Below are 17,844 nucleotides of genomic sequence, written 5' to 3' on the forward strand. Positions count from 1 at the left end.
AGCGCACCGTCGATGGCCTCTGGAACACCATCGGCCGCCTCATCCCAACCTTCACCCCAGCCGAATGCACCAACTACTTCGCCGCAGCTGGTTACGACCCAGACTTATGGGAAACCGCTCTAGAAGAAGATGATGGTGAGGGGTCCGGGGAGAGGAAGAATTCCTTCTTCCTCTCCCCGGGATGCGGCATCACTCGATGGCGCGGAACCCGGTTGCCCGCACCACCCCGGCCCAGCGCGCCGTTTCTTCCCGCATCAGCGTCCCGAAGGCGGCCTGCCCGTTGCCGGCCACGCGGAACCCGGCTTCCTGCATGCGGTTCTGGAGGGCCGGGCTGCGGAGGGCGCGGAGCGTGGCGCCTTCCAGCGCGTCTCTGACCGCGGCCGGGGTGGCGGCCGGGGCCACCAGGCCGAACCAGGCGTTGAAGGCGAGGTCGGGCTGGTTGAGTTCCGCCACGCCCGGCACGCCGGGCAGCAGGGGGGAGCGGGCGGGGCCGGTGACGGCCAGGGCCTTCAGCCTTCCGTCGCGGACATGGGGTGCCACGAGCGCCACCGTGCCGAACATGCCCTGGACATTGCCGTTCAGCACCGCGCCCATGGCATCTCCGGTGGAGCGGAAATGGACGGGCTCGGCTTTCAGCCCGGCGCTGTTGGCCAGGATGGCGGCGCCGAAATGGCCGGGCGTGCCTGCCCCGAAGGTGCCGAGGAAGATGGAAGGACGAGCCTTCGCCCAGGCCAGGTATTCCGCGAAGCTGCCCACGGGGATGGAGGCAGGGACCACCAGGGCGAAATCGGCCGCGGCCACTTCGGCGATGGGCGCGAAGTCGCGCGCGGGGTCGTAGGGCAGGCGGGCATAGGTGCTGGGCGCCATGGCGAGCTGCCCGACCTCACCAAGGAGAAGGGTGGTGCCGTCTGGCGCGGCACGCGCCACCTCCTGCGCGGCGATGGCGCCGGCGGCGCCGGGCTTGTTGTCCACCACCACCCCGGCGGGAAGTCCGTCCTTCAGCCCATCGGCCAGGAGGCGGGCGACGAGGTCCGGCCCGCTGCCCGGCGGGAAGCCGAGGACGATTCGCAGGGGCCGGTCCGGCAGGGCGGCGCGGGATGCGGCGGGAAAGAGCAGCGCGGCGGCGAGCATGGCGCGCCGGGTCGCGATTTTCATGGACGTCCTCCGTTCTTTTTTACCATCATCAAGGAGCTGGATAGGCTTGACCACCCTGCACCCCGCCCCGTGAGGGTACAGTGGGGTGCGGAATGTTAAGTAACTATACGGTTATTTTCGCGGCTCCCTGCAATCCAGCCTTAATTTTGCTCTCGTGCTGCGCGACATTAGGGCCCATTCCCAACGGTTCCCGTCATTCAGGGGGACCGGCCAGCCGGAGGCACGCACTTAACAATGACCGACACTACCCATGCCCGCGCCCTGTCCGGCACTGGCGTGTCCGCCCCCCAGACGGTGCATGCGAACCTCACTGCCCCCGGCCTGACCACCCATGCCCTTCGCCGCGGCGAGGGCCGGCTTTCCGCCGATGGCGCCTTCATGGCCGTGACCGGCGTGCATACCGGCCGTTCGGTCGCCGACAAGTTCGTGGCCGATGATCCCGAGGTCACGCAGGAGATCTGGTGGGGCAAGGTCAACCAGAAGCTCGATCCCGCGAAGTTCGAGGCCTTCACCACCGATGTCCGCGCCTTCCTCGGCGCGCAGCCGGAGCTGTTCACCCAGGACCTCTATGCCGGCGCCGACCCCGCGCACCGCATCAAGGTGCGGCTGGTGACCACCAATGCCTGGCACGCCATGTTCGCCCGCAACATGTTCATCCGCCCCCCGGTGGAGGAGCTGGAGGGCTTTGAGCCGGACTACGTGATCCTGCACGCCCCGGAGATGGAGGCGAAGGCCGAGCATGGCGGCCGCGCCAGCTCCACCACGCTGATCGCGCTCTCCTTCGCGAAGAAGATCATCGCGGTCGCCGGAACCAGCTACGCCGGCGAGATCAAGAAGAGCATCTTCACCGTGATGAACTGGCTGCTGCCGGCCAAGGGCGTGCTGCCGATGCACTGCTCGGCCAATGTGGGCAAGGCCGGTGACACGGCGCTGTTCTTCGGCCTGTCCGGCACGGGCAAGACCACGCTCTCCTCCGATCCCGAGCGCGCGCTGATCGGCGATGACGAGCATGGCTGGACGAAGACGGGCGTCTTCAACTTCGAGGGCGGATGCTACGCCAAGGTCATCAAGCTTTCCAAGGACGCCGAGCCGCAGATCTGGGATGCCTCCCACCGCTTCGGCGCCGTGCTGGAGAACGTGGTCGCCGATGAGCGCGGCAACCTCGATCTCGACAATGGCTCGCTGACCGAGAACACGCGCTCCTGCTACCCGGTCGAGTTCATCCCGAACACGCAGCCCGGCGGCATGGCCGGCCTGCCGAAGAACGTGGTGATGCTGACGGCCGATGCCTTCGGCGTGCTGCCGCCGATCGCGAAGCTGACCCCGGCGCAGGCGATGTACCACTTCATGTCCGGCTACACCGCGAAGGTGGCGGGCACGGAGAAGGGCCTGGGCAAGGAGCCGCAGGCCACCTTCTCCACCTGCTTCGGCGCCCCCTTCCTGCCGCGCCACCCCGAGGTGTACGGCAAGATGCTGGCCGAGCTGATCGAGCGCGACGGCGCGCAGGTGTGGCTGGTGAACACCGGCTGGACCGGCGGCGCCTACGGCACGGGCCAGCGCATGTCCATCAAGCACACCCGCGCCCTGCTGCGCGCCGCGCTGGATGGCTCGCTGTCCAAGGCCGAGTTCGTGCAGGAGCCCTTCTTCGGCCTGGCCATCCCGAAGGCGGTGGAGGGCATTCCGGCCGAGGTGCTGAACCCGCGCGACAGCTGGGCGGACAAGGCGGCCTATGACAAGACCGCCAAGGACCTCCAGTCCCGCTTCGAGGCGAATTTCGAGACCTTCGCCGGCGCGGTGAGCGAGGATGTGAAGAAGGCGGCGATCAAGGCCGCGGCCTGATCCATTCTTCAGGCATTGAACGGGAAAGGGGGCCTCGCGGCCCCCTTTTTCGTGTCCGGGCCGCGGCGCCTACTCCGCCTTCAGGTCCAGCTCCCGCACCTTCCTGCCCCAGAAATCATATTCCTCGCGGATTGCCTTCGCGAAATCGGCGCGGGGCTGGGCCGCGGCCACTTCCAGCCCGTCGCGTTCCAGGCTGCGGGCGAAGCGCGGGTCGCGGATGGCCTTGTTGGCCGCAGCCTCCAGCCGGCTCATCTCGGCATCCGGCGTGCCGGCAGGGGCGAAGATGCCGTGCCAGCCCAGGATGACGATGCCGGGCAGCCCGGCCTCGGAGAGGGTGGGCACCTCGGGCAGGGAGGGCAGGCGGTGCTCGCCCGTCACGGCGATGGCGCGCAGCCGCCCGTCCTTGGCCAGGGGCACGGCGGGCGGGGGCGAGGAGAAGTTCATCGTCACCCGGCCCGCCACCACGTCCTGCAGGGCGGGCGCGGTGCCGCGATAGGAGATGTGCTCCATCTCCAGCCCCGCTGCCTCGGCGAAGAGCACGCCGGCCAGATGGTTGTTGGAGCCGACACCGCCGGAGGAGAAGGTGAAGCCCGCCCCCGGCCGCTTCCCGGCCGCGATCAGCTCCTGCAGCGTGTTGGCCTGCACCTTCGGGTCGATCACCAGGACGTACTGGTAGGAGCTGGCCTTGGTGACGGGCGCCAGGGCGGTGGAGAGGTTGATCCGGTCGTTCCGCTGCAGATGCGGGTTCACCACGATGTTGGTGGAGACGGCGAAGAGCAGCGTGGTGCCATCCGGCCGCGCGCGGGCGACGGCGGTGGCGCCCACATGGCCCGCGGCCCCGCCGCGGTTCTCCACGATGACGTTCTGGCCCAGCTGCTCCATCAGGATCGGCGCCAGTTCCCGCGCCACGATGTCCGTGCCGCCGCCGGCGGCATAGGGCACGATGAGCGTGATGGGGCGCCCCTGGCCCGTTCCCTGAGGGCTTCCCTGGGAGGTTCCCTGAGAGGTTCCCTGAGCCTGGGCGCGGGTTATGAGAGCGGGGGCCGCGAGGAGCGGCAGGAGATGGCGGCGCTGCATGGTCGTTTGCCTCCGGAGATTGGGTGAGCAGGCCACGGCGCCCCCTCCGCTGCAAGCCGCTTCACGGCCCCGGTCGTGATGGCATGATGCGCCCGGCAGGACGGAGTGGCGCGTGACGAACGGACCCATCGGCCTTCGCGGCCCCGCCTTCACCTTCCGCCACGATCCCTTCCAGGGTGAGGCGGAGGAGGCGCTGGTGCATTGGCCCGATGCGCTGGTCGTCATGCGGGACGGGGTGATCACCGGCTTTGGCGACCATGCGGCGGAACGCCCGCGCCACCCGGACGACCTTGAGGTGCACCACTATCCCGAGGGCATCATCGCTCCGGGCTTCGTGGATGCGCATGTCCACTACCCCCAGCTGGAGATGACGGGCGCCTTCGGGGAGACCCTGCTGGACTGGCTGCGGCGCTACACCTTTCCCACCGAGCTGCGCTTCGCCGATGCGGCGCATGCCGCGCGGGCGGCCGGGATTTTCCTGCGCGAGCTGCTGCGTGCGGGCACCACCACCGCCGCCGTCTATTGCACGGTGCACGAGCATTCCGCCAACGCCCTCTTCGCCGGGGCGGAGCGGCTGGGGATGCGGATCATCGCCGGCAAGGTGCTGATGGACCGCAACGCGCCCGAGGGATTGCTGGATGGCGAGGACCACGGCATTCCCGCCACGCGCCGCCTGATCGCGCGCTGGCATGGTCGCGGGCGGCTGCTCTACGCCATCACGCCGCGCTTCGCGCCCTCCTGCACCGATGCGGCGCTGCAGGCCGCAGGGCGGCTCTGGTGGGATCATCCCGGCACCTATGTGCAAACCCATCTCTGCGAGACGGAGAAGGAGATCGCCTGGGTGCGGGAACTGTTTCCCGCCGCTTCATCCTATCTCGATGTCTATGACCGCGCGGGGCTGGTGGGGCCGCGCGCCGTGATGGGCCATGCGGTGCATGTGAACGAGGGCGACATCGCCGGCTTGCGCGAAAGCGGCTGCGGCGTGGCGCATTGCCCCAGCTCCAACCTCTTTCTCGGCAGCGGGCTGTTCCGGCTGCATGACGTGGCGGGGGAGGGGGTGCGGGTGGCGCTGGGCAGCGATGTCGGCGCGGGCACCTCCCTGTCCACGCTGCGCAGTCTGGGGGATGCCTACAAGGTCGCGCGGCTGCGCGGGGCGCGGCTGCACCCGGCCCAGGCCTTCTGGCTGGCCACGCGAGGCGGGGCGGAGGCGCTGCGGCTGGAGGACCGGATCGGCACCATCGCGCCGGGGATGGAGGCGGACATGGTGGTGCTGGACCCGCGCGCCACGCCTGCCCTGGCCCTGCGGACCGAGGGGCGGCGGGACTTGGCCGACCTCCTCTTCGCCCTCATGGCGCTGGGCGATGAGCGGGCGGTGCGCGCCACCTATGTGGCCGGCCGCCTGGCCCATGAACGGGATGCTCCCCCGGCCTGAAACGGCGCCGGCCCGCCCCCGCGAGGGGACGGGCCGGGCAAGGCATCCTTCCGGCGTGCTGCCGGGACCGCTGCGTTCAGCGGGCGCGGGCGCGGGTGCGGCTCGTGGAGTTCCGGGCCGGGGCCGAGGCAGGGGCCGGGGTGGCGGCGGGGGCCGGCGTGGCAGCCGCCGGGGTCACGCTGGCCGGGGCCGGGGCGCGGGAGCGGTCCAGCTCCTCATACATGCACTTCTTGAGGCCGAACTCGGTCGCGCCGGGCAGGCGCTGCTGGCAGGCCGGGCGGAAGGCCTCCTCGGGCGGGGGAGCAACGGCCGGGGGCGGCGGCGGGGTGGCGGCACAGGCCGCCAGCAGGGCCAGCGACGGGAGCAGCGCGGCCTTCAGGATCGTCTTGGTCACTGGTTCGTCCTCGGGAACAGCACCCCGTTGCGCGGGGCGGAGGCTCTTCTAAGGCCCAGCGCGACGCGCGTCACCGGCCTTTTCACGGGGTTGCGAGAAGTGGCTGCGGCTCAGGGTTAAGTTGTGTCCTGGAGAACGCGCCCGGTGCCGCCTTCCGGGCGGGGCTCAACGCCCCCGCCTGGCAAGCGGGCCGTATCCGCCCCCTGTCGGGGTGACGATGGTCACCGCCTCCCCGGCCTTCAGGGCCGAGCGGGCGCAGCCCGGCAGCTTCTCCACCCTTCCGTCCAGCCGGCGGACGAGGTTCTGGCCCAGCTCGCCCGCCTCACCGCCGAGAAGGCCGGGGGGCGGCACCTCCCGGTGCCCTGCGAGGATGGCGACCTCCATGTCCTCCAGGAAGCGGATCGTGCGGCGCGTGCCGTCGCCGGCCTTCCATTGCCCCTGCCCGCCGGAATCCGGGCGGATGGAGAATTCCTCCAGCACCACGGGGAAGCGGGTTTCCAGGATCTCCGGGTCGGTCAGGCGGGAATTTGTCATGTGGGTCTGCACGCCCGGCGCGCCGTCGAAGCCCTCGCCCGCCGGGGCGCCGGAGCAGATGGTCTCGTAATACTGGTAGGTGGCGTTGCCGAAGGTCAGGTTGTTCATCGTGCTCTGCGCCGGGGCAAGGGAGCCAGTGGCGGCGAGCAGCGCGGAGGTGACGGCCTGCGACACCTCCACATTTCCCGCCACCACCGCCGCCGGCCATTGCGGGGAGAGCATGGAGGCTTCCGGCACGACGATGCGGATGGGCCGCAGGCAGCCGGCATTCATCGGGATGTCGGAATCCACCAGCAGGCGGAAGCAGTAGAGCACGGCCGCGCGGGTGACGGGGCGGGGCGCGTTGAAGTTATCCGGCTGCTGCGGGGAGGTGCCGGTGAAATCCACCACCGCCTCGCGCGCCGCGCGGTCCACGGTGATCCGCACGCGCACGCGGCGGCCGGAATCCATGGCGTAGTCGAAGGAGGAATCCTCTGGCAGCCGGTCCAGCACGCGGCGCACGCTCTCGGCCGCGTTGTCCTGCACATGGGCCATGTAGGCGTGCACGACATCGGCGCCGAAGCTCTCCACCGCGCGCAGCAGCTCCGCCGCGCCGCGCGCATTGGCCGCCACCTGGGCCTTGAGGTCCGCGATGTTCTGCGGCGGGTTGCGCGCGGGATAGGCCGCGCCGGTCAGCAGCGCCAGCGCCGCATCCTCGCGGAAGCGGCCCCTCTCCACGAGGTGGAGATTGTCGATATAGACACCCTCCTGCTCGATGGTGGTGGCGTCGGGCGACATGGAGCCGGGCGCGGTGCCGCCGATATCGGCATGGTGGCCGCGCGAGGCGACCCAGAAGATCACCTTGCCGTCCTTGCCGAAGACCGGCGTGCAGACGGTGATGTCGGGCAGATGCGTGCCGCCGTTATAGGGCGCGTTGATGGCCCAGACATCGCCGGGCCCGGGGTTCGGGTTGGCGCGGATGACGCTTTCCACGCTGCCATCCATGGATCCCAGATGAACGGGGATATGCGGCGCGTTGGAGACGAGGCCTCCTTCCGCGTCGAAGACGGCGCAGGAGAAGTCCAGCCGCTCCTTGATGTTCACGGAGCTGGCGGTGTTCTGCAGCGCGACGCCCATCTGCTCGGCGATGGAGCGGAAGAGGTTGTTGAAGATCTCCAGCATGACCGGGTCGGCTTCCGTGCCGAGCGCGGCGTTGCGGGCGAGCGGCTCCACGCGGTCCAGCACGAGATGGTCGGCGGGGGTGAGCACCACGGACCAGCCGGGCTCCACCACCACGGTCTGGTTCGGCTCGATGATCAGGGCGGGGCCGGTCACCGCCTGGCCCGGGCGCAGCGCCTCTCGGCGATAGACGGCCGCATCGTGCCATGCACCGTTCGAGAAGATGCGCGTGCTGCGCAGCGGCTCGGCAGCGCCGCCTTCGCCCGCGCGCGTGGCGAGTGCGGCGGAGGCGCCGCCACCGGCAGCCTCGGCCAGCGCCGCTTCGATCACCACGGCGCGGGAGGGATCGGTGAAGCCGAAGCGGGCGAGATGCGCGGCCTCGAAGGCTTCGCGCAGCGCATCGGCGCGGAGCGTGGTGGCGGAGGCGGCCACATCCCTCTCGCCCGGGATCTCCAGCGCGGGGATTTCCAGTGGCGTATCGGTGCCGGCGTAGCGGAGCTGGAGCGCGATGCGGGTGGAAAGGAGATCACCGCCGACGCCCTGGGCCAGGACCTCCGCCCGCGCCTCGGCGGCCAGGGTTTGCAGGGCGGGGGCGATGCCCGCCAGCGCCTTATCCACCAGCGGCTGGTCGAGTGTGCGCTGGCGCAGGGCGCGGATATCGGCCAGGCCCATGCCATAGGCCGAGAGCAGGCCGGAGAAGGGGTGGATCAGCACGCGCGTCATCGCCAGCGCATCCGCCACCAGGCAGGCATGCTGGCCCGAGGCGCCGCCGAAGGCGTTCAGCACGTATTTGGTGATGTCGTAGCCGCGCTGGACGGAAATGGTCTTGATCGCCTCCGCCATGCCGGCGACCGCGATGCGCAGCGCGCCATCGGCAACCGATTCCGGCGTGCGGTCCCCGCCGAGTTCGGCCGCCAGCTTCGCGAAGCCCTCGCGCACGGCCTCCACGTCCAGCGGCTGGTCCTGATCCGGGCCGAAGATGGAGGGGAAGAGGTCCGGCACCAGCTTGCCGGTCATGACATTGCAGTCGGTGACGGTCAGCGGGCCGCCGCGGCGGTAGCAGGCCGGGCCGGGATTGGCGCCCGCGCTTTCCGGACCCACGCGAAGGCGCCCATCGGCGTAGCGCACGATGCTTCCGCCACCCGCCGCCACGGTGTGGATCAGCATCATCGGCGCGCGCATCCGCACGCCCGCCACCTCCGTTTCCAGTGCGCGTTCGAACTGGCCGGCATAATGGGCGACATCGGTGGAGGTGCCGCCCATGTCGAAGCCGATCACCTTCTCGAAGCCGGCCTCGGCGCCCGTGCGGGCCAGCGCCACGACACCGCCGGCGGGGCCGGAGAGGATGGCGTCGCGCCCCTGGAAGAGGGATGCGGCGGTGAGGCCGCCGGCCGAGGTCATGAACATCACCCGCGCGCCTGTGCGGGCGACATCCAGCTCCTCCTCCACCTGCGCGACGTAGCGGCGCAGCACGGGGGAGAGATAGGCGTCCACCACCGTGGTGTCGCCGCGGCCGACAAGCTTGATGAGAGGCCCGACCTCATGGCTGGCCGAGACCTGGGCGAAACCCATTTCCCGCGCCATGGCGGCGGCGCGGGCCTCGTGCTCCGGGAACTTCCAGGAATGCAGGAAGACGATGGCCAGGGAGCGGAAGCCATCGGCCTTCAGCGCCTCCAGCGTGGCGCGCAGCGCGCCCTCGTCCAGCGCGGCTTCCACCGTGCCATCGGCCCGCACGCGCTCGCTGATCTCCTCCACCCGCGCATAGAGCAGTTCGGGCTTCACCACGCGGCGGGCGAAGATGTCGCGCCGGGCCTGGTGGCCGATGGCCAGGGCATCGCGGAAGCCCCGCGTGGTGATCAGCGCGGTGCGCTCGCCCTTGCGCTCCAGCAGGGCGTTGGTGGCGACCGTCGTGCCCATCCGCACCTCGCCCACCGCGCCCTGGGGGATGGGCGCGCCGGAAGCGAGGCCCAGATGCAGCCGGATGCCCTGCACGGCGGCATCGCGATAGGCGCCGGGATTCTCGGAAAGCACCTTCCGGGCATGCAGCCGCCCCTGGGGATCGCGCCCGATCACGTCGGTGAAGGTGCCGCCGCGGTCCACCCAGAAGTCCCAGGCCCGGTTCGGCGAGGTTCGGGCGGAGGCGGGCATGCGGAACTCCTGGATGCGGCGCGGTGATGCTTAGCCCGGCGCCGGGCGAGCGGAAAGCGCGCGCCCCCGCAAACCCGGCGGGAGCGGAGCGTTCAGGATGTTGTCTGCCGTTGAGGACGAAACCCGATGACGCAACCGCGCGGCCTTCTCCTCCTGGCGGCTCTGGCCGCCCTTTCCGGCCTGCTGCCAGCCTGCACCCAGGGCTATTCGCCCGGCGCCACCGTGCCCGGGGTCACGCCCTTGAACCCGGTGACGGGCCCGATCAGCCGGGGCAATCCCGGCACGGGGCGCGGCCAGGAGATCATGCCGGACGACAATCGCGGCGCCTCGTTCTGAGGCGCCGGCAAGCCTTCAGCCCGCCGCCGGACCGCGCGGCAGCCACTGGCCGGAGCCGGGGCGGGCCAGCACCTCGCCGTCGCGCATGGCCAGCTCGCCGCGGCGGATGGTGGCGGCGGGCCAGCCCGTGACCTGCATGCCCTCATAGGGCGTGTAGTCGATGGCGTGCTGCATCAGGGCGTTGGTGATGGTCACGGGGCGGCTGGCGTCCCACAGCACCAGGTCGGCATCGCTGCCCACGGCGATCACGCCCTTTCGGGGATAGAGGCCCGCGATCCTCGCTGGGTTCTCCGCCACCAGCTTCGCGAAGGCGGGCAGGCCGATCCACCCCTTGGAGACGCCTTCCGAGAAGATGATGGGCAGCCGGGCGGCCAGGCCGGGAATGCCGTTGGGGATGGCGTCGAAGCTCGCATCGCGCCCGTTCCTTGCCTTGCCCCGCACGCCTTCGAAGGAAAATCCGCAATGGTCCGATGTGACCACGTCCAGCACGCCGCGGCGGATCATGGCCCAGATGCCCTCATGGTCGGCGGCCATGCGGGGGGCGGGGCTGCACATGAACTTCGCGCCCTCGAAGCCCGGCCGGTCCATGTCATCGGCGGTGAGGGTGACATATTGCGGGCAGGTCTCGCCTTTCACGGGCAGGCCGCGCGCCTGGGCGCGGGCGATCTCCTCGGCCACCTCGGCGCAGGACACGTGGAAGACCTGGATGGGCTGGCCCACCAGCTCGGCAAGGGCGATGGCGCGGCCGGTGGCCTCGCGCTCCACCACGGGCGGGCGGGAGGTGGCGTGGTATTTCGGCGCGGTGCAGCCGGCGGCGAGCAGGGCCTCCGTGGCCAGGCGGATGGCGTCGTGGTTCTCGCAATGCACATGCACCATCAGCCCGTGGCGCTTCGCGGCCTGGAGCACGCGCAGGAAGGCGGCGTCATCCAGGTGCAGGGCGTCATAGGTCATGAACGCCTTGAGACTGCCCACCCCATCCGCCACCAGGGTGGGGATCTCGGCCATGGCGGCGGGCGAGGGATCGGCGATGATCTGGTGGAAGCCGTAGTCGATCATGGCGCTTGCGGCGCGGGCGCGGGCCGCCCGGTGCTGGTCCAGCAGCATCCCGCCCTTGAACTGCGGCGTATGGGCGACGACCGAGGTGGTGCCCCCGGCCAGGGCGGAGCGGGAGGCACTCTCCCAGCTCTCCTCCTGGAAGCCGCCTTCGGGGAAGGGTTCCTCGATATGGCAATGGGTGTCCACGCCGCCGGGCAGGACCAGCTGGCCGGTGGCGTCGATCACCTGCGCCGCCGTCTCGATCCGGTCCGCGATCGCGGCGATCCGGCCATCCGAGATGCCGATGTCGCAGCGTGCCACCGTATCGCCGAGAACGGCGGTGCCGCCGCGGATGGCCAGATCGAACATGCCCGCAATTCCCCTGCAATCGCCGCGTCGTGGCATGGCGAATCGCCGCCTGCCAGGCAATGACGGCATCATGCCGCCGTGGCGAGGCAAGATCCCGGCCATCCTCGGGGCGCAGCACGGCGGGGCGTCATGGCCGGGCCGGGCCGCGGCTACGCTCCGGCCGGCAGAGGGGCAGGAGCCCGGCCTTCGCGCCGAGGCGCCGCCCGGCCGGCCCTGGAAGGGAATTGGCGAAGCTCGCGTGACCGGGCGCGCACTTCCGGGTTCCTGGCGTGTTGTGTGCCTGCTGGCGGCGCGCCCGCCTAGCGCTCCCGCCAGGTGGGGCGCCGGTCCGCCGGGGCACGCAGCCAGAGCGCCGCGTCACGGATCAGGCGATGACGGGTGCCGCTCAGCAGCCTCCAGGCAGTGAACAGGGTGCAGAGAACAGGAAGGACGGCGTGGTGTTTGGACGACATCGCAGGGGGCCTGATCGCCGGAACGGGGGGAGCCTGCGCCGTGCCGCTGACGGAATGCTGACACTCCCCACCGCCCCGGATGCCCGGGGCTGAGGTGGCGCCATGCCAGCCTGGTTCACCGCCGACACGCATTTCGGCCATGGCGCCCTGCGCGCCCTGATGCGCCGTCCCTTCGACAGCACGGCTGCCATGGATGCCGCCCTGGCCGAGGCCTGGAATGCCGCGGTGGGGCCGGAGGACGAGGTGTGGCACCTGGGCGATTTCGCCGTGGGCCATCGCAACCCGGCCGGGCTCCTCGGATCCCTCCATGGCGTGAAACATCTGGTCTGGGGCAACAACGACCCGCCGGCGATCCGCGCCCTGCCGGGCTGGGCCAGCGTGCAGCCCTATGTCGAGCTTGAACGCGAGGGGCAGGCGCTGGTGCTCTGCCATTATCCCTTCCGCAGCTGGAACGGGCAGGGCAAGGGCGCCTGGAACCTGCATGGCCATTCCCATGGGCGGCTGAAGCCGCTGCCGCGCCAGTTCGACGTGGGCGTGGACCCGAGCGGCTACCGCCCCGTGCGACTTTCTGATCTCCGCGTCCCACGCCGCGGCACGAAGCGTGTATTATCGGCACCCGACGCACCGGATGCGTGAGCCCCCGCGCATGACCCGCCTGCCTGCCCTGCAGATCGTCCTTCCCCTGCTGCGGCCCCATGCGGGGCGCGTGGCCGGGGCGGTGCTGGCCATGGCCACGGCGGCGGGGCTGCTGCTGCTTCTGGGCCAGGGGCTCCGCCGCATCGTGGATGACGGCTTCTCTGGCGCCGGCGGCACCTCCAGCCTGGACCATCACGCGCTGCTGATGCTGGGGCTGGTGGTGCTGCTGGGCATCAGCACGGCCAGCCGCTTCTTCCTGGTTTCCTGGCTGGGCGAGCATATCGGGCTGGCGCTGCGGCAGCGCGTCTTCGCCCATGCGCTGCGGTTGCCGCCGAGCCATTACGAGCAGCGCCGCACGGGCGACGTGCTGACCCTGCTGACGGCGGACACGGAGATCCTGCGCGGCCTGGTGGGGGCCGCCGTCTCGCAATGGCTGCGCGCGCTGATCACGGCGCTGGGCGCCCTGGCGATGCTGTTCTTCACCAGCCCGCGCCTCACCTTCCTCGTCATCGCGGTCACGCCGCTGGTCGTGCTGCCGCTGGTGGTGTTCGGCCGCCGGGAGCGGCGGCTGAGCCGCGTGGCGCAGGAACGCGTGGCGGATCTCGGCGCGCAGGCGGAGGAAACACTGAACGCCATGCCCACCGTGCAGGCCCATGGGCATGAGGCGGCGGATCTCCGGCACTTCACCGGGCGCGCGGAGCAGAGCGTGGCGGCATCCCTGGCGCGGGTGCGGGTGCGCGCCTTCCTCATGCTGTCCATCATCCTGCTCGGCTTCGGTGCCATCACCCTCAGCCTCTGGGTGGGGGGGCATGCCGTGCTGGCCGGGCGGCTGACGGGCGGCCAGCTCTCGGCCTTTGTCTTCTATGCCGTGCTGCTCGCCACCTCCGTCACCTCGCTCTCCGAATTGTGGAGCGAGGTGCAGCGCGCGGCCGGCGCGGCGGAGCGCGTGGCGGAGTTCCTGGCCGTGGAACCCGAGGTCCGGCCGCCGGCCGATCCCGTGCCGCTTCCCGCCTCCGTGCCGGGCCGTCCCGTGGGTCGCCTGGCTTTCGAGGAGGTCAGCCTGCGCTATCCCAGCCGCCCGGAGGCCCTGGCGCTGGATGGCGTTTCCCTGGTGGTGGAGCCCGGGGAGACGGTGGCGCTGGTCGGCCCTTCCGGCGCGGGGAAGACCACCCTGTTCCAGCTCGCGCTCCGCTTCCGGGATCCGGATTCCGGCCGGGTGATGCTGGATGGGGTGGATCTGCGCGCGGCGGATCCCGCCGATATCCGCGCGCGCATCGGGCTGGTGCCGCAGGATCCCGTGATCTTCAGCGCCGATGTGCGGGAGAATATCCGCTATGGCCGGCCGGGCGCCTCGGATGCGGAGATCCGCGCCGCGGCGGAGGCCGCCGATGCGGCCGGCTTCATCGAGGGGCTGCCGCAGGGCTACGGCACCTTCCTGGGCGAGAAGGGGGTGCGGCTTTCCGGCGGGCAGCGCCAGCGCATCGCCATTGCCCGCGCCGTGCTGCGCGATCCGCCGCTGCTGCTGCTGGACGAGGCGACGAGCGCGCTGGACGCCGAGAGCGAGGCGGCGGTGCAGGCCGCCCTGGCCCGGCTTTCGCGCGGGCGCGCGGTGCTGGTGATCGCGCACCGCCTGGCCACGGTGCGGCGCGCCGACCGGATCGTGGTGATGGAGGATGGCCGCGTGGTGGAGGAAGGACGCCACGAGCGGCTGGTTCAGGAAGGCGGGCTCTATGCCCGCCTGGCCCGGCTGCAATTCACCCTCGGGTAGAGCCGCCGGACCTTCGGGTCAGGGCCCGCCCTGGCGCAGATGGATGGGCCAGTCGAAGACGTATTCAAGCAGGACGAAGGCCACCACCAGCCCGAGGACGAGGATCACCACGGGGAGGCTGATTCCGGGGACGCGTCCCCGGGGCCTGTGGGACAGGGTTTCCATGTGAGGCCTCCGGCAGATGCCGTTGGAGAAGCCGGCTTGGGCGGCGCGAGCGCCGTGGCAGGAAGCCTAGCACCGCCAGGCCGGGGACCGCGACGCAATCCCGTGAGCGCCGCCCGGGGGATAGGCGGCGACGATCCCGGCGATCGGCGCGAGGGTGCTTGGTCCCGGCCGCGTTGCCGGATCATCATCCGCGCCGTTCCCATCCAAGCGGAGGATTCCCTTGCTGCACCGCCTTTCCCGCATCCGTCCTGGCTTCCTGGCCGGCCTCGCGCTCGGCGTCGCCCTTTCCGCCGGCATGGCCGCCGCCCAGACGGCGGGGCCGAAGACGAGGGTGGAAGGCGAGGGCAGGGGCGGGCCCGGAACTGGAACCGGAACCGGAAGCGGAGGAACCGGTGCGGTGACCCTTCCGGGCTTCGTTCCTGCGCCGGCCGGGATCCAGGGTTTTCTCATCCGGCCGGGGCAGGCGATCGCATTTGCCTGCCAGGCCCCGGATGGCAGCTACCGCCAGCTGCGCCCCTTCGCCCCCGGCCAGGGCACGGTGCCCGTGCTGGGCCTTGCCTGCGCGCCCTGACCCGGGGAGCGCGCGCTACCGCGCCTGCCGCGCGATCACCGCCAGCGCGGCCGAGCTGATCGAGATCTGGCCGAGCACGGAGGTGAGGTCCCGGATGAAGCCCCAGGTCTCGTAGGGCGAAGGGTCCTGGGGCACGACGACGAGGCTGCCCGGCGGGATGGGCGGCCCGCCCGCCTGCCAGCTGCCCAGCCCCGCGGGCACGCTCTGCCCATTGGGCAGCACGATGAAGGCGCGGGAGATGTCGGCGAAGCGCTGCTCCCCGCCGGCGGCCCGCACATACTGGCTGGCCTTCCAGCCCGTGGCGAATTGCAGGCTGCCCGGGTTCAGCACCGCGCCCACCACTGTCACCTCGTTCGGGCGCTTGGGGATGACGAGGAGGTCGCCCGGTTCCAGCAGCACGTCCAGTTCCGGCCGCGCGGCCAGCACCACGGGGTTCGCCTCCACCACCATGCGCCCGGCGGCGCGGGCTTCGCGCAGCGTGCCGGCCAGCGCCTGGCCCGCATTGATGGCGCCGCCCAGATCGAGATTGCCCTGGCGGCTGCCGGCGACGGCCTGGCCGGCGGCCACCTGGATCAGGCTTGTCTCCAGTTCTCGCGCCGTGCGCTGGAACCCTTCCTGCTGGCGCTGGCGCACGCTTTCGCGGGTGAAGACCGCGCCATAGGGATAGGCCTGCGCCGTCAGCCCGCCCGCACGGGCGAGAAGCTCCGAGAGGCGCTCGCCGCGCCGGATGTCATAGGTGCCGGGCCGCAGGAATTCCCCCACCAGCATGACGGGGCCGGTGTCGCGGTCCCCGAAGCCGCGGGGCACGCGCACGGCATCGCGCGGGGAGAGGCGGATGGCGGCGAAATTGCGGGAGCGCAGGTCCAGCAGCGTGCGGGAGAGGGGGATGGCACCGGCGTTCTCCAGCGGCTCCCGCGCGAATTCCACGGCCGACAGATCGGCCGTGTCCGCCGCGCCGCCCGCGGCGGCGAGAACCATGTCCAGCCCCGTGTCGTCCAGCACGGGATAGAGGCCGGGCAGCCGCACCTCGCCCGCCAGCAGCACGGCCTGGTCCAGCAGGAAGGGGAGCAGGGCGGGATAGTCGAGGAAGAGCTGCGGGCAGCCCGCCGCGCCGATATCGGGGAAGCCGGCGCTGCGCGCATGGGCGAAACGCAGCGGCGAGGATTTCGCCGCCACGGCGAGCGCAAGGAGGGCCGGGCAGGATTCCGGCTGGGCCTGCACGGCGGTGATGGGCTGCGCCGCGCCGGGCAGCGCGGGCGGGAGGGCGGCCGGCGCCGCCACCTCGCCCCGCAAGGCGCGCTGCACGGCGGGGGAGGCGAGCCAGAGCACATCCGCCTGGGAGAGGAGGATCACCTCATCCCCTTCGTGCAGCGGCAGTTCGGCGCCGCCCTGCATCACCCGGCCCAGGTCGAAGGGGATGAACCGGCGGACCCGCGTGCGCTCATCCAGCCGCCAGACCACGCCCATGCGCACATAGGGATCGGGGCGGATGACGCGGGGATCGGCCAGCAGGGCGCGCAGCCCCGGGCCGCGCGGCCCGATCCCGCGCGTGACCGGTGCGGCCACATGCCCGGCCAGCCGCAGCCCGCCCGCCATCGCGTCCACCCCGGGGGAGACCACCACCGCATCGCCCCGCCGCAGGGCGGAGCCGGGGGCGAGCTCGGACATCGCGCGGCGCCCGCCCGCATCCGTGCCGGTGGAGAGGAACCGGTTCCCCGCCGGGCGCAGCGCGCCGCCGGCGAGGGCGAGCATGGAGGAGAGCGGGGCGGCGGCGGTACCGGCGGGCAGTTCATAGATGCCCGGGCGCGTCACGTCCCCGCCCAGCGCCACCACGCCGCCGAGCGGCGGCACCACCACGCGCTCCCCTTCCCGCAGGGTGAGGTTGGGCAGGCCAGGCGTGCCCGCGATGGCGGCGTAGAGATCCACGACCCGCGTGCCGCCGGGCCCTTCCACCCGCACGGCGCGGAGGCTGCCGGTGCGGCGGATGCCGCCCGCGGCGCCCAGCGCATCCAGCAGGGAGGACAGGGCGGGCAGGGGGACCAGGCCGGGGCGCATCACCTCCCCCGCCACGAAGATCGCGATCTGCCGCGTCTGCCCGATGGAGACGAAGGCTTCCGATCCGCCGAGTTCCCGCGCCACCCGTGTTTCGATATCCGCGCGCAGCTCCCGCAGGGTCCGGCCGGCGGCCGGGAAGGGGGCGAGGTCGGGAAGGGTGATGCTGCCGTCCCGCCCGACGCGCAGCGAGAGGGACTGGCGGGAGCGGCCGCGGATGGCGATCGCCACCTCGTCGTCGCGGCCGAGCACGTAGTCGTCCGGCAGTGCCCCGACCAGGGCGGATGACCCGCCCGCCGGCGGGGCGAGGTTGCGGAAGGTGTCGTAGCCGAACTGGCGCAGCGGGGGCTGCTGTTCCGGCAGGCGCGCGTGGGCCAACAAAACGAACATCTTTCTCATGAACGATGTGCTTACCCGAAAGCGAAGTCCTTACCTGCGGGTCCTCCCACATCCGTTCCGAGGCCCGGGACGTGCAGGCACGGCGACTGCCCAGATGGAAATCAGCGCGGGTCCTGGCGTGCCTCTGGCCGCAAGGGCATGTCGAGCTTACGGGCTTGAACCCGGTGTGGGCTCCGGGGCGACACTGGGCAGGCAGCTCTAAGCTCGACTTTGGCCATTTGAGCTGAGGAGAGGCGGCGGAGCGGGCTGACCGGCTAGGGTGGATGCGTCCCCGCCAAGAGACGCCGCCATGCTCTGCCTGCCGACCCGCTTCGCCGCGGTGAT

The 17,844-nt window shown here is 71.5% G+C and carries 14 protein-coding genes and 1 pseudogene; 7 read left to right on the top strand and 8 right to left on the bottom strand.

The annotated features are described in order from the left end of the window. A pseudogene (locus J8J14_RS22950) lies at nt 1-98 on the top strand (IS630 family transposase); the annotation flags it as partial. Nucleotides 99-189: 91 nt separating this feature from the next. Here the strand turns inward: J8J14_RS22950 and J8J14_RS22955 are convergent. Beyond that, a complete protein-coding gene (locus J8J14_RS22955; protein WP_209381879.1) occupies nt 190-1,155 on the bottom strand; it encodes a Bug family tripartite tricarboxylate transporter substrate binding protein in 966 nt (321 codons plus the stop codon). 234 nt (nt 1,156-1,389) lie between these two features. Here J8J14_RS22955 and pckA point away from each other — a divergent pair, with 234 nt between their 5' ends. Next, the gene (pckA, locus tag J8J14_RS22960; RefSeq protein ID WP_209381880.1) at nt 1,390-2,994 is read left to right on the top strand and encodes a phosphoenolpyruvate carboxykinase (ATP); all 1,605 of its coding nucleotides are present in this window, start codon (nt 1,390-1,392) and stop codon (nt 2,992-2,994) included. 69 nt (nt 2,995-3,063) lie between these two features. Here pckA and J8J14_RS22965 read toward each other — a convergent pair whose 3' ends face one another. Next, complete coding sequence (locus J8J14_RS22965) at nt 3,064-4,071, bottom strand: Bug family tripartite tricarboxylate transporter substrate binding protein (protein WP_209381881.1); 1,008 nt, start codon at nt 4,069-4,071, stop codon at nt 3,064-3,066. 112 nt (nt 4,072-4,183) lie between these two features. Between J8J14_RS22965 and guaD the strand changes: the two genes are divergently transcribed. Then, a complete protein-coding gene (gene guaD / locus J8J14_RS22970) occupies nt 4,184-5,503 on the top strand; it encodes a guanine deaminase (protein WP_209381882.1) in 1,320 nt (439 codons plus the stop codon). A gap of 76 nt (nt 5,504-5,579) precedes the next feature. On the opposite strand, the gene J8J14_RS22975 is transcribed toward guaD, so the two are convergent. Both J8J14_RS22975 and J8J14_RS22980 read right to left on the bottom strand, forming a co-directional pair. Beyond that, nucleotides 5,580-5,897, bottom strand: coding sequence for a hypothetical protein (locus J8J14_RS22975; protein WP_209381883.1), 318 nt, complete (start codon nt 5,895-5,897; stop codon nt 5,580-5,582). Nucleotides 5,898-6,062: 165 nt separating this feature from the next. Beyond that, entirely contained in the window at nt 6,063-9,737 is a 3,675-nt protein-coding gene (locus tag J8J14_RS22980; RefSeq protein WP_209381884.1) for a hydantoinase B/oxoprolinase family protein, read from the bottom strand. Between the two features lie 126 nt (nt 9,738-9,863). Here J8J14_RS22980 and J8J14_RS22985 point away from each other — a divergent pair, with 126 nt between their 5' ends. Beyond that, nucleotides 9,864-10,073, top strand: a complete 210-nt coding sequence (locus J8J14_RS22985) for a hypothetical protein (RefSeq protein WP_209381885.1) — start codon at nt 9,864-9,866, stop codon at nt 10,071-10,073. 15 nt (nt 10,074-10,088) lie between these two features. Here J8J14_RS22985 and hydA read toward each other — a convergent pair whose 3' ends face one another. Together hydA and J8J14_RS22995 are read right to left on the bottom strand one after the other, a co-directional pair. Continuing rightward, the gene (gene hydA, locus J8J14_RS22990) at nt 10,089-11,477 is read right to left on the bottom strand and encodes a dihydropyrimidinase (RefSeq protein WP_209381886.1); all 1,389 of its coding nucleotides are present in this window, start codon (nt 11,475-11,477) and stop codon (nt 10,089-10,091) included. A 299-nt stretch (nt 11,478-11,776) separates the two neighbouring features. Then, a complete protein-coding gene (locus tag J8J14_RS22995; protein ID WP_209381887.1) occupies nt 11,777-11,929 on the bottom strand; it encodes a hypothetical protein in 153 nt (50 codons plus the stop codon). 102 nt (nt 11,930-12,031) lie between these two features. Here J8J14_RS22995 and J8J14_RS23000 point away from each other — a divergent pair, with 102 nt between their 5' ends. Together J8J14_RS23000 and J8J14_RS23005 are read left to right on the top strand one after the other, a co-directional pair. Next, nucleotides 12,032-12,565, top strand: a complete 534-nt coding sequence (locus tag J8J14_RS23000; RefSeq protein ID WP_209381888.1) for a metallophosphoesterase — start codon at nt 12,032-12,034, stop codon at nt 12,563-12,565. 10 nt (nt 12,566-12,575) lie between these two features. Next, nucleotides 12,576-14,333 (top strand): ABC transporter transmembrane domain-containing protein, encoded by a 1,758-nt coding sequence (locus J8J14_RS23005; RefSeq protein WP_245216102.1) that lies wholly within the window; start codon nt 12,576-12,578, stop codon nt 14,331-14,333. A gap of 18 nt (nt 14,334-14,351) precedes the next feature. On the opposite strand, the gene J8J14_RS23010 is transcribed toward J8J14_RS23005, so the two are convergent. After that, nucleotides 14,352-14,498, bottom strand: coding sequence for a hypothetical protein (locus tag J8J14_RS23010; RefSeq protein WP_209381890.1), 147 nt, complete (start codon nt 14,496-14,498; stop codon nt 14,352-14,354). 220 nt (nt 14,499-14,718) lie between these two features. On the opposite strand from J8J14_RS23010, the gene J8J14_RS23015 reads away from it, so the two are divergent. Beyond that, on the top strand, nt 14,719-15,069 hold the full coding sequence (locus J8J14_RS23015) for a hypothetical protein (protein ID WP_209381891.1): 351 nt from the start codon (nt 14,719-14,721) through the stop codon (nt 15,067-15,069). 15 nt (nt 15,070-15,084) lie between these two features. Here the strand turns inward: J8J14_RS23015 and J8J14_RS23020 are convergent, their stop codons facing one another. Next, the gene (locus tag J8J14_RS23020; RefSeq protein ID WP_245216103.1) at nt 15,085-17,499 is read right to left on the bottom strand and encodes a polysaccharide biosynthesis/export family protein; all 2,415 of its coding nucleotides are present in this window, start codon (nt 17,497-17,499) and stop codon (nt 15,085-15,087) included. Nucleotides 17,500-17,844: the final 345 nt, after the last annotated feature.

Origin of the sequence: Pararoseomonas baculiformis, from assembly GCF_017813395.1 — a bacterium.
Taxonomy (GTDB): Bacteria; Pseudomonadota; Alphaproteobacteria; order Acetobacterales; family Acetobacteraceae; genus Roseomonas; species Roseomonas baculiformis.